We start from the raw sequence: 11,098 nt of genomic DNA, 5'->3' as shown, positions 1-11,098 counted from the left end.
CTCAGGGGGTGCGGCCCGGGCCGTTTCCCGCACTTATCCTTGACCCATGTACTTCACCGACCGTGGCATCGAGGAACTGGAGAAGCGGCGTGGCGAGGAGGAGGTCACGTTCGAGTGGCTCGCCGAGCAGCTGCGGACGTTCGTGGATCTGAATCCGGACTTCGAGGTGCCCGTGGAGCGGCTGGCGACGTGGCTGGCACGGCTGGACGACGAGGACGAGGACGAGTAGCCGTCCCCACCGACAGGAGCGGACGAGTAGTCGTCCCCTCCGGCAGTAGCGGCAGGGCTCAGTCGCGCGGGTGGGCCAGGTCGTAGAGCAGACCGAGGGCGCCGTGGGCGATCAGGAGACCGCCGGCGACGAGCCAGCCCGGGCTGCGGCGGTGCAGGCCCCAGCCGGTGAGTGGGAGGCCCGCGAGGAGCTGGCCGGTGGCCAGGGCGCGCGCTCTGGGGGTGCCGGCCCAGGGCAGCCACGGGCCCAGACGGCCGCGTTCGAGGGCGTCGAGTTCCGTGCGGACGGCCCCGCGCCAGCCCGTCCACTCGATGCGCTGGGCACCGGGCTGGATGCGGGCGACCTCACGGAGCCGGTCGGCGGGTTCGCCCGGGGTGAGGCCCGCCGGGAGTGACACTCCGGCGCGGGCGAGGACGGCGAGGAGACCCAGCAGGCGGGCGCGGGCGTCGGCGGCCGGGTCGGGCTGGGTGAGCCGGTCCAGGGCCTGTGTGTCCAGGACCGGGTCCAGGCCCAGGCGGGCGGCGAAGGTGCGCATCGCCTCGCCCTCACCGGCCGGGGTGCCGTTGGCGAGCCATACGTAGCCGACGGTGCGGCGGAATCCGGCGGCGAGGGTGTAGCCACTGCGGTCCGCGTCCCACCACAGGGCCAGTACGGGCCACGGGACGCCGACGGCGAGGGCCGTCGCCCAGCCGGTGAGAACCCGGTCCACCAGTTCCCCGCCGTGCGACCAGGGCTTTCCCTCCGGCACCAGCGCGGTCCACTCCGGGCCGGCGGGGACGAGCAGCATGCGTTCGCGCAGCAGCTGGGCGACGGGGGCGACGGCGTCGGGATCCGCCCGGCAGAGCAGGAGCGCGCCGGGTGCGGGGCGGGCCGGGGTCACGGGATCCCTGGGAGCGTTCCGTCGACATGCCTCCACGCTAGGCCGATTTGCCCAGGTATATCCCTACAGGATCACCAGAACGGGTGTCTTGACTTTCCCCCTCCACGATATATCGTGAATTACATGAGACGCGATAGTGCGCGTCTTCGTCTGAGTCCACCGCCGCGAGTCGGGGTCTGAGCCGGGGTCTGTCGAGGAGGTCAGCACCATGTCCGAGTGGTCCGTCGCCGAGCCGCGCAAGCTCACGTTCGACGAGCCGGTGACGGCACTGCACGTACGCGTCGTCAACGGAACGGTGAACGTCATGGGCACCGACGAAGGTTCCGCCCGCCTGGAGGTGTCCGACATCGAGGGCCCACCGCTCACGGTGACGCAGAAGGGCGGCACCTTGACCGTGGCCTACGACGACCTGCCCCGGAAAGGCCTCCTGGCGTGGCTCGACCGCAAGGTCCGGCGTCGCACCGCCCTGGTGTCGCTCGCCGTCCCGACGGGCACTCGGGTCGAGGTCGGCGTGCTGGGTGCCACGGCTGTCGTGTCCGGGCTGGGCGGGCGTACGGAGGTGAGGGGCGTCTCGGGTGACACGACATTGGTCGGCCTGTCGGGGCCGGTGCGCACCACGACGGTCTCGGGAAGCGTGGAGGCGCAGGCCCTCACGGGCGATCTACGGCTCAGTTCCGTCTCCGGCGACCTGACCGTCATAGAGGGCTCCTGCCCCACGGTGAAGGCCGAGTCGGTGAGCGGCGCCATCATCCTCGACCTCGACCCCACCGGCGGCCCCGCCGACATCGGCCTCACCAGCGTCTCCGGCGAGATCGCCATCCGCCTCCCCCACCCCGCCGACGCCGAGGTGGAGGCCAACACGGCCAGCGGCACCATCTCCAACGCCTTCGACGGCCTCCGCGTCAGCGGCCTCTGGGGCGCCCACAAGGTCACCGGCCGCCTCGGCCCGGGCACCGGCCGCCTCAAGGCCACGACGGTCTCGGGCTCCATCGCCCTCCTCCGCAGGCCACCGGCGGAGGACGAGCCGTGGGACGACCTCGACTCCCCCGCCCCTGACGGCACAACCGCTGAGACGACTGCCGACACGACTGCTGACGCGACCGGCGGCACGGCCCCTCGCACGACCGACAAGAAGGTGCTCTGAGATGCCTCCCGTCTTCGCCCACGGCCGCCTGCGGCTGTATCTGCTGAAGCTGCTGGACGAGGCGCCGCGCCACGGCTACGAGGTGATCCGACTCCTGGAGGAACGCTTCCAGGGCCTGTACGCACCCTCGGCCGGCACCGTCTACCCCCGCCTGGCCAAGCTGGAGGCCGAGGGCCTGGTCACCCACACCACCGAGGGCGGCCGCAAGGTGTATGCGATCACCGACGCCGGCCGCGCCGAACTGGCCGACCGCAGCGGAGAGTTGGCCGATCTGGAGCTGGAGATCCGCGAGTCGGTCGCGGAGCTGGCCGCCGAGATCAGGGCCGATGTCCGGGGCGCTGCGGGCGACCTGCGCCGTGAGATGAGGGCGGCGGCCTCCGGGGCCCGCAAGGGGGGCGGGGAGAGCGGTTCACCCGGGGAGTCCGGGGAGTACGCCGACAACGCGTCCTGGCGGGCCGCGAAGGAGGAGATGCGCCGCGCCAAGCAGGAGTGGAAGGAGCAGGCCCGCCGCGCGAAGGACGAGAGCCGACGGGCCCGGGAGGAGGCCCAGCGCGCCCGCCGTCAGGCCAAGGAGGCCCAGGAGCGCGCCCGCACCCAGGCCCAGGAGGAGTTGCAGCGCATCGCCAAGCGCGTCCAGGACCAGGTCCAGGACCATTTCACGCGGGGCGACTGGCCGACGGGCGTGCGCGAGGGCCTGACCGAGCTGGTCAAGGAGTTCGGCGAGTTCGGGGAGGACTTCGCCAAGGAGTTCGGCAAGGACTTCGGCTTCGGCCGGACGGGGACGACCACGGGCGCCGGGGAGGCCGAGTACTCGACCACTCCCGAGGACTTCCCGGCCGACTACGAGCCCGCCTGGGTGCACGAGGCGCCCACCGGCGATCCGTCCCGCGACCTCGACCGGCTCCTGGACCGCTTCCGGGACGACATCCGCGACGCGGCCCGCGACCACGGCGTGACAGAGGACCAACTACGCGACGCCCGCCGCCACCTGTCGACAGCGGCGGCACGCATCGGGGCGGCCCTGCGAGTACCGAAGGGATAGAGGGAGGGCAGGGGCGCAGCCCCGCCCTCCGGGGGCGCGGGGAACTGCGCGACAAGCCACGACGAACGCGCACCCCGGCGACGCACCTCACCCTCACCCCGAACCCGACACACCCCGAACCCGACGCAGCCCCACCCCGGTCACTCCACCCCAGTCACCCCGCCTTGGCCTCCCCGCCCCGTAGAGCACCCGCTCCAACGCCTCGTACGTCACCCCGTGGTCCGCCAGTACCTCGGCCGGAACCCCGGGCGGGTGGTGAGCGCGAGCAGCAGGTGTTCGTCGCCGATGTGGCGGTCGCGGTGGGCGTGGGCGGTGCGGAGGGACCGGGTGAGGACGTTTTGGCGTCGCGGGTGAAGGGACGGTGCCCCGACAAGCGACGGCTCCGCCGTCCCCGCCGCCCGACTCCAACGCCCCACCCCGTGGGCCTCTTCGACCCGGGAGACGATCTGCGAGAGGTCGATGCCGAGACCGGAGAGCGCGTCCCTGTCCGCGCGGGAGAGGCCACCCCGGCGTCGGGCCTCGGCGAGCGCCCGCTCCACGGAGTCCCGGCGTTCGCCCGCGGCCAGCCCGAGCGCGGCCAGGGCGAACGAGGCGCGGCCGGCCTTCCGGTCCAGCAGGGAGAGCAGCAGATGCTCCTCGGTCACCTCCCCCGCACGGGCGCGTTCCGCGTGCTCGACCGCGCCCAGGACCACGGCCCGGGCATCCTTCGTGAACCGCTCGAACATCAATGCCTCCCGTACTTCTTGTGGACGGCCTGCCTGCTGACTCCGAGTTCCGCGGCGATCTCCTGCCACGACCAACCCTGATGGCGCGCGCTGCGCACCTGCACCGATTCCAGTTGCTCCAGCAGCCTGCGCAGCGCGGCGACGGCCCGCAGGCCGACCCGGGGGTCCCGATCACCCGCGCGCTCGGCGAGATCCGTTGCTTCGGTCATGATGTCAACCTAAGTTGACACGCCCTGCCGTGTCAACCCTGGTTGACATGAAGACGGCCGGCCCGGAGAACCGGGCCGGCCGTCGCGATACCGAGAATCGTCAGGGGTTGGTGAGCACGATCTTGCCGAACTGGTCGCCGGCCGCCAGTCGTTCGAAGCCCTCGCGGGCGCGGTCCAGGGGCAGCACCTCGTCGATGACGGGGCGGACGCCGGTCGCGGCGCAGAAGGAGAGCAGGTCCTCCAGTTCGTCCTTGGTCCCCATGGTGGAGCCGACGACCTTGAGTTCGAGGAAGAAGATACGGGTCAGCTCGGCATGGGAGGGCCGGTCACCGCTGGTGGCGCCCGAGATGACGAGGCTGCCGCCGGGACGCAGGGACTTCACCGAGTGGGACCAGGTGGCGGCGCCGACGGTCTCGATGACCGCGTCCACGCGCTGCGGGAGCCGAGCCCCCGACTCCAGCGCCTCCACGGCGCCGAGTTCCAGGGCCCTCTTCCGCTTGGCCTCGTCGCGGCTGGTGGCGAAGACCCGCAGGCCCGCCGCCTTGCCGAGCACGATCGCGGCGGTGGCGACACCGCCGCCGGCGCCCTGCACGAGAACGGAGTCCCCGGGGCGTACACCGGCGTTGGTGAAGAGCATGCGATACGCCGTCAGCCAGGCGGTGGGCAGACAGGCGGCCTCTTCGAAGGAGAGTTCGGCGGGCTTGGGGAGGACGTTCCAGGTGGGGACGGAGACGAGTTCGGCGAAGGTGCCCTGGTAGCGCTCGGTGAGGATCGAGCGGGGTTCGTCCGGGCCGACGCCGTGGCCGGTCTGGCCGATCACGGAGTGCAGGACGACCTCGTTGCCGTCCTCGTCGACGCCGGCGGCGTCACAGCCGAGGATCATGGGCAGCTTGTCCTCCGCGAGGCCGACCCCGCGCAGGGACCACAGGTCGTGGTGGTTCAGCGAGGCGGCCTTCACCTTGACGGTCGTCCAGCCGGGCCTCGATTCCGGCGCGGGCCGGTCGCCCAACTCCAGTCCGTTCAGCGGTTGGTCACGGTCGATGCGGGCGGCATAGGCAGCGAACATGCGCCTGACCATAGGGGGATGCCGGGATCGATGGAACCACGGACCACTGTGACACGCGTCCCGTCCCCACCTCCGCGTTCCGACTCGGGACGCCAGGACCTATGGCGGGTGCGGCTGCGTGGGGGCTGGACGCGCAGTTCCCCGCGCCCCTTGAGGGCCTACGGCCACTCAAGGGCGAAAAGCACGGGGCGCAGCCCCTGCTTTTCAGGGGCGCGGGGAACTGCGCGACCAGCCCCCACCGCACGGACGCTTGGGGGCCAAAGGGGCGCAGCCCTTTGAGGAGGGACGGGTAGGGGCGGCGGGGGCGAGGAAAACACCGCCGCCACCCCGAAGGGGCTAGCGCCGAGCCACACCCTCCGCCCGCGCCGCCGCCGCGACCGCCGCGGTGACCGCCGGAGCGACCCGCTCGTCGAACGGCGACGGAATGACATAGTCCGCCGCAAGATCGTCCCCGACCACCGACGCCAGCGCCTCGGCCGCCGCGATCTTCATCCCCTCGGTGATCCGGGAGGCCCGCACCTGAAGGGCCCCCGCGAAGATCCCCGGGAAGGCGAGAACGTTGTTGATCTGGTTCGGGTAGTCGGAGCGCCCGGTCGCGACGACCGCCGCGTACTTGTGGGCGACGTCCGGGTGCACCTCGGGGTTGGGGTTGGCCATGGCGAAGACGAACGCGTTCTCCGCCATCGAGGCCACCGCCTCCTCCGGGACCGTACCGCCGGAGACGCCGATGAAGACGTCCGCGCCCGCGAGGGCGTCCTCCAGGGAGCCCGACAGACCGGCCCGGTTGGTGAGCTCGGCGAGCTCCCGCTTGACCGGCGTGAGGTCCTCGCGGTCCACGGAGACGATGCCCTTGCGGTCGGCGACCGCGACATCGCCGAGACCGGCCTCCAGCAGCATCCTGGCGATGGCCACGCCCGCCGCGCCCGCGCCCGAGATCACGGCGCGCAGGTCGCCGAGCCCTCGGCCGGTCAGCCTGGCGGCGTTGCGCAGCGCCGCCAGCGTCACGACGGCCGTACCGTGCTGGTCGTCGTGGAAGACCGGGATGTCCAGCCGCTCCTGGAGCCGCTTCTCGATCTCGAAGCAGCGGGGCGCGGAGATGTCCTCCAGGTTCACGCCGCCGAAGGAGGGGGCGAGGCGGACCACGGTCTCGATGATCTCGTCGACGTCCGTGCAGGCGAGCGCGATCGGCACCGCGTCGACGCCGCCGAACTGCTTGAACAGGATCGCCTTGCCCTCCATCACGGGGAGGGACGCCTCGGGGCCGATGTCGCCGAGGCCGAGGACCGCCGTACCGTCCGTCACGACGGCGACGACCGACGACTTCCAGGTGTAGTCGTTGACCAGGTCGGGCTGCTCGGCGATGGCGGTGCACACTCGCGCGACGCCGGGCGTGTAGGCGAGGGACAGGTCGCCCTTGTCCCGGATCGGCACGGTGGCCTGCACGGCCATCTTGCCGCCACGGTGCAGGGCGAACGCCGGGTCGAAGGAGTCGAGGGAAGTGAGGGGCTCCCCGCCGCCTTCCTGGCCCGTACTGCCGTCGCCGTTGTCGGTGCGAGGATTGACAATCTCCGCTGCCACTGTGTGTACCCCTTAGGTCTGCATGGTTTGAGGGTGACCGCTCCCGGTTCGGAGGCGGGCGGGCACCGCGTAAGGCCCAGGTCGACCGATACGTACGGCGACGCCTGCGGGCTCAGACGCGACGGGCGCGCCGCACACGCGCCCTGGGCCCCGGATGAGGGGTGTAAGGAACCTTCTTACCGGACGGACGGCGCCGAGGACGAGTCCATACGACTTCATACCGTGAAGGTCACAACTCGAAGGTCAATTGAAGACGATCATGGTTGACTCGACTCATCGACGGATGGCAGGACAAATCGGGTCACATCACGACAAGTCCTGTACAGCCACGTGTGCGGAGTTCACAGCCGACCACATCCTGAGATGCGCCGAAGATCTTCCGGTCGGAAGAGGGGGATCCCGCACATGATCCGGTGTGATCACGCGGTCCACGGCGGTTCGTAGGTCATTCGGGGGGTCACCCGTTATCCGATTTTGACATGGCTGGTCACCTGATTGCACATGCCCGAATGGCAAGATGCCGTAATCACACGAGGTCGCCACACTCGAAGACGCGTGTTAATCGTCGACCTGTCGGCAACTCCACACCACCCCCGCCGGAGGAACCCACCATGACCGCAAGCACCACCCGTCGTACGACCGGCCTGCGTTCCCGTACAGCCGCGGTCGGAGCGATCGCGGTCGCGGGCGCCCTGCTGCTCACCGGCTGCGGTGACCAGACCAAGAAGGACAACGGCTCCGACAGCACCTCCACCAGCGCGGCGCCGCTGGCGGACAAGCTCCCCGCGGCCGTCCGGGACAAGGGCGTGATCAACGTCGGTTCGGACATCGCCTACGCCCCGGTCGAGTACAAGGACGAGTCGGGCAAGGTCGTCGGCATCGACCTGGACATCGCCGCGGCGATGGGCAAGCAGCTCGGTGTGGACTTCAAGTTCCAGAACGCCACCTTCGACACCCTCATCGGTGGTCTGGCCGCCAAGCGGTACGACATCGCGATGTCGGCCATGACCGACACCAAGGACCGCCAGGAAGGCGTCGACGCCGACACCGGCAAGAAGGTCGGCGCCGGCGTCGACTTCGTCGACTACTTCACCGCGGGTGTCTCGCTGTACACCAACAAGGGCGACGACCAGGGCATCAAGACCTGGGACGACCTCTGCGGCAAGACGATCGCCGTGCAGCGCAACACGTTCTCGCACGACCTCGCCAAGGACCAGGCGAAGAAGTGCAAGGACGACAAGAAGAAGGCCCTCAAGATCGAGGACTTCGCCACCAACCCCGAGGCCGAGACCCGGATGCGCTCCAAGGGCGCGGACGTCGTCTCCGCCGACTACCCGGTGGCCGCGTACTCGGTAAAGACCTCGGGCGGCGGCGACTACTTCGAGATCGTCGGCGACCAGATCGAGGCCGGCCCCTACGGCATCGCTGTGGCGAAGGACAACACCGCGCTGCGTGACGCGCTCCAGGCCGCCGTCCAGGCGATCATCGACAACGGCGAGTACGAGAAGATCATCAAGAAGTGGGGCGTCGAGGACGGCGCCGTCACCGAGGCCAAGATCAACGGTGGCTCCTGATCACAGCGGCTCCTGATCCTCGGCTCGGTTCTGAAAGGCTCCACCCTTGACTGTTGACGTCAGCAAGACGGACGGTCCCTCGGACACTCCCCCCGCCGGCCCGGAGGCTCTCAAGGCCATTCCGGTCCGGCACCCGGGGCGCTATGTGTCCGCGGCCATCGCACTCGCCCTCCTCGGTTCGATCGTCTACGCGTTCGCGCAGGCGAAGAAGATCAACTGGGGTGCGATCCCCGACTACTTCTTCGACGACCGCATCATCGAGGGCGTTCTGAACACCCTCCTGCTCACCGTGCTGTCCATGGTGATCGGCATCGTCGGCGGCATCCTGCTCGCCGTGATGCGGCTGTCCAAGAACCCGGTGACCTCGTCGGTGGCGTGGTTCTACATCTGGTTCTTCCGCGGTACGCCGGTCCTGGTCCAGCTCTTCGTCTGGTTCAACCTGGGCCTGGTCTTCGAGACCATCAACCTCGGCCCGATCTACAAGGACTACTGGTCCTCCTTCATGACGCCGCTGCTGACGGCGCTGCTCGGCCTCGGTCTCAACGAGGCCGCGTACATGGCGGAGATCTGCCGCGCCGGTCTGCTGTCGGTGGACGAGGGCCAGACCGAGGCGTCGCACGCGCTCGGCATGAGCCAGTCCAAGACGCTGCGGCGGATCGTGATCCCCCAGGCGATGCGTGTGATCGTGCCGCCCACGGGCAACGAGGTCATCAACATGTTGAAGACCACGTCGCTCGTCTCGACGGTGCAGTACGTGGATCTGCTCAAGTCGGCCCAGGACATCGGCCAGGGAGCGGGGGCCCCCGTGGAGATGCTGTTCCTCGCCGCCGCCTGGTACCTGATCCTGACCAGCATCTTCAGCGTCGGGCAGTACTACCTGGAGCGGCACTACGCGAAGGGGTCCTCCCGGTCCCTGCCGCCGACACCGATCCAGCGTCTCAAGACGGCCGTGCTGCCGGTGCGCCGTCCGAAGGGAGTCTCGGCATGACCGCCATGGTGAAGGCCGAGGGCATCCACAAGTCGTTCGGCCCCGTCGAGGTCCTCAAGGGCATCGACCTGGAGGTGCAGACGGGCGAGGTGTTCTGCCTCATCGGCCCCTCCGGCTCCGGCAAGAGCACGTTCCTCAGGTGCATCAACCACCTCGAGAAGATCAACGCCGGACGGCTGTACGTCGACGGCGAGCTGGTCGGCTACCGCCAGAAGGGCGACAAGCTGTACGAGCTCAAGGACAGCGAGGTCGCGCTCAAGCGGCGTGACATCGGCATGGTGTTCCAGCGCTTCAACCTGTTCCCGCACATGACGGCCGCGGAGAACGTCATGGAGGCGCCGATGCAGGTCAAGGGCGTCGGCAGGGGTCAGGCCCGCGAGCGCGCCCATGAGCTGCTGGAGCGTGTCGGCCTCGGCGACAAGGCGGGCAACTACCCGTCGCAGCTGTCCGGCGGCCAGCAGCAGCGGGTGGCCATCGCCCGGGCCTTGGCCATGGAGCCGAAGCTGATGCTGTTCGACGAGCCGACGTCGGCGCTCGACCCGGAGCTGGTGGGCGACGTCCTCGACGTCATGCGCGACCTGGCCGAGTCCGGGATGACGATGGTCGTCGTCACCCACGAGATGGGCTTCGCCCGCGAGGTCGGCGACAGCCTGGTCTTCATGGACGGCGGTGTGGTGGTCGAGTCCGGCAACCCCCGTGACGTGCTGACGAACCCGCAGGAAGAGCGGACGCAGTCGTTCCTGTCCAAGGTGTTGTAGGGCCTGGGCGCGAGGGCGCGACGGGGACGAGGGGCGGTACGGGATTCCGTACCGCCCCTCACTCGTGCCACCCCTCACCCGTATCGCCCTCACTCGTGGCGCGGCGCGGGCGGGCCGCCTACTTCACCGCCAGCACCATCGAGTCGGCGGGCGAGCACCACACCGCGCGAGCCTCGGCGAAGCCCCGCTCGCGCAGGACCCGGGCGTGCCAGTCGACGCTCTGGAAGTCACCGTCGGCGTGCTCGCCGTAGATCTCGAAACGGCGGGCCGTCGGCGCGGCGAGCACGGGGTCCTGGGCGGCGAGCTGCCACCATGCGGCCCAGTCGACGGCGCCGGCCGCGGTGGCTTGTTCCATACCCGCGTGCCGGTGCGCGCGCTCCGCCGCGTTGATCCGGGGCGTCGACTCGTCGATCATGTGGTCCGCGTTCATGAAGACACCGCCGTCGCGGAGGAGTTCCGCGACCTGACCGTAGAGGGCGGCGAGGGGTTCGCTGTGCAGCCAGTGCAGGGCTGTGGCCGTCAGGACGGCGTCGTACCCGTCGTACGGCAGCCGGGCCGTCCAGTCGGGGTCGGTGAGGTCGGCGGTGACGAAGGTGACCCGCCGGTCGCCCTCGAACGTGCCCTCGGCGATGGCGAGGAGGGCCGGGTCGAGGTCCACTCCGGTGCTGACGGCCTTCGGGAACCGCGCGAGCAGCCTGGACGTGATGGAACCCGTACCGCAGGCGAGGTCGAGGACGCGGGGTGCGGGGCCGGCGAAGGCCTCCACCATGTCGAGCATCACGCGGAACCGCTCCTCACGGTCCGGCAGATACAGCTCCTGCTGCCGGTCCCAGCTCTCCTGCCAGGCCTGCCAGTCGGTTCCGGTCGTGGTGGTCATGAGGTTCCCCTTCCTCGGTGTACCGCTT

At 70.0% G+C, this 11,098-nt stretch carries 11 protein-coding genes and 1 pseudogene; 6 read left to right on the top strand and 6 right to left on the bottom strand.

From position 1 onward, the window contains the following. Positions 1-46 precede the first annotated feature (46 nt). The gene (locus tag E4N62_RS32735) at positions 47-229 is read left to right on the top strand and encodes a DUF6104 family protein (protein ID WP_003961784.1); all 183 of its coding nucleotides are present in this window, start codon (positions 47-49) and stop codon (positions 227-229) included. A gap of 58 nt (positions 230-287) precedes the next feature. Here the strand turns inward: E4N62_RS32735 and E4N62_RS32730 are convergent, their stop codons facing one another. Continuing rightward, complete coding sequence (locus E4N62_RS32730) at positions 288-1,109, bottom strand: hypothetical protein (protein WP_230220116.1); 822 nt, start codon at positions 1,107-1,109, stop codon at positions 288-290. A gap of 208 nt (positions 1,110-1,317) precedes the next feature. Between E4N62_RS32730 and E4N62_RS32725 the strand changes: the two genes are divergently transcribed. Then, entirely contained in the window at positions 1,318-2,253 is a 936-nt protein-coding gene (locus tag E4N62_RS32725) for a DUF4097 family beta strand repeat-containing protein (RefSeq protein WP_230220114.1), read from the top strand. A 1-nt stretch (position 2,254) separates the two neighbouring features. Further along, the gene (locus E4N62_RS32720; protein WP_230220112.1) at positions 2,255-3,295 is read left to right on the top strand and encodes a PadR family transcriptional regulator; all 1,041 of its coding nucleotides are present in this window, start codon (positions 2,255-2,257) and stop codon (positions 3,293-3,295) included. A 156-nt stretch (positions 3,296-3,451) separates the two neighbouring features. Here E4N62_RS32720 and E4N62_RS32715 read toward each other — a convergent pair. The 4 genes and pseudogenes from E4N62_RS32715 to E4N62_RS32700 form a co-directional block, all read right to left on the bottom strand. After that, positions 3,452-4,020: pseudogene (locus E4N62_RS32715) on the bottom strand (Clp protease N-terminal domain-containing protein); the annotation flags it as partial. Then, on the bottom strand, positions 4,020-4,229 hold the full coding sequence (locus E4N62_RS32710; protein WP_013000766.1) for a helix-turn-helix domain-containing protein: 210 nt from the start codon (positions 4,227-4,229) through the stop codon (positions 4,020-4,022). The pseudogene E4N62_RS32715 and the gene E4N62_RS32710, both read right to left, overlap by 1 nt. A gap of 100 nt (positions 4,230-4,329) precedes the next feature. Continuing rightward, positions 4,330-5,295, bottom strand: coding sequence for a zinc-binding dehydrogenase (locus E4N62_RS32705; protein WP_033525402.1), 966 nt, complete (start codon positions 5,293-5,295; stop codon positions 4,330-4,332). A 336-nt stretch (positions 5,296-5,631) separates the two neighbouring features. Further along, positions 5,632-6,873, bottom strand: a complete 1,242-nt coding sequence (locus E4N62_RS32700; protein ID WP_230220110.1) for an NADP-dependent malic enzyme — start codon at positions 6,871-6,873, stop codon at positions 5,632-5,634. 611 nt (positions 6,874-7,484) lie between these two features. Between E4N62_RS32700 and E4N62_RS32695 the strand changes: the two genes are divergently transcribed. Genes E4N62_RS32695 through E4N62_RS32685 form a run of 3 tightly spaced genes read left to right on the top strand, consistent with a single transcriptional unit; the run spans position 7,485 to position 10,193 of the window. Further along, complete coding sequence (locus E4N62_RS32695; protein WP_230220108.1) at positions 7,485-8,447, top strand: ABC transporter substrate-binding protein; 963 nt, start codon at positions 7,485-7,487, stop codon at positions 8,445-8,447. 46 nt (positions 8,448-8,493) lie between these two features. After that, positions 8,494-9,435 (top strand): amino acid ABC transporter permease, encoded by a 942-nt coding sequence (locus tag E4N62_RS32690; RefSeq protein WP_230220106.1) that lies wholly within the window; start codon positions 8,494-8,496, stop codon positions 9,433-9,435. After that, a complete protein-coding gene (locus tag E4N62_RS32685) occupies positions 9,432-10,193 on the top strand; it encodes an amino acid ABC transporter ATP-binding protein (protein WP_184899312.1) in 762 nt (253 codons plus the stop codon). The genes E4N62_RS32690 and E4N62_RS32685 overlap by 4 nt, the downstream gene beginning before the upstream one ends. A gap of 118 nt (positions 10,194-10,311) precedes the next feature. Here the strand turns inward: E4N62_RS32685 and E4N62_RS32680 are convergent, their stop codons facing one another. Then, positions 10,312-11,070, bottom strand: a complete 759-nt coding sequence (locus E4N62_RS32680) for a trans-aconitate 2-methyltransferase (RefSeq protein WP_230220104.1) — start codon at positions 11,068-11,070, stop codon at positions 10,312-10,314. Positions 11,071-11,098: the final 28 nt, after the last annotated feature.

The organism is Streptomyces sp. MNU76 (genome assembly GCF_020982545.1).
Lineage (GTDB): Bacteria > Actinomycetota > Actinomycetes > Streptomycetales > Streptomycetaceae > Streptomyces.
This window is presented reverse-complemented; position numbering and strand designations above follow the sequence as displayed.

What these genes read in the sequence shown, in the direction of transcription:
- E4N62_RS32685 (WP_184899312.1), top strand. Translation starts at nt 9,432, where the DNA reads ATGACCGCCATGGTGAAGGCCGAGGGCATCCACAAGTCGTTCGGCCCC.
- E4N62_RS32735 (WP_003961784.1), top strand. Translation starts at nt 47, where the DNA reads ATGTACTTCACCGACCGTGGCATCGAGGAACTGGAGAAGCGGCGTGGC.
- E4N62_RS32705 (WP_033525402.1), bottom strand. Translation starts at nt 5,295, where the DNA reads ATGTTCGCTGCCTATGCCGCCCGCATCGACCGTGACCAACCGCTGAAC.
- E4N62_RS32710 (WP_013000766.1), bottom strand. Translation starts at nt 4,229, where the DNA reads ATGACCGAAGCAACGGATCTCGCCGAGCGCGCGGGTGATCGGGACCCC.
- E4N62_RS32695 (WP_230220108.1), top strand. Translation starts at nt 7,485, where the DNA reads ATGACCGCAAGCACCACCCGTCGTACGACCGGCCTGCGTTCCCGTACA.
- E4N62_RS32725 (WP_230220114.1), top strand. Translation starts at nt 1,318, where the DNA reads ATGTCCGAGTGGTCCGTCGCCGAGCCGCGCAAGCTCACGTTCGACGAG.
- E4N62_RS32680 (WP_230220104.1), bottom strand. Translation starts at nt 11,070, where the DNA reads ATGACCACCACGACCGGAACCGACTGGCAGGCCTGGCAGGAGAGCTGG.
- E4N62_RS32720 (WP_230220112.1), top strand. Translation starts at nt 2,255, where the DNA reads ATGCCTCCCGTCTTCGCCCACGGCCGCCTGCGGCTGTATCTGCTGAAG.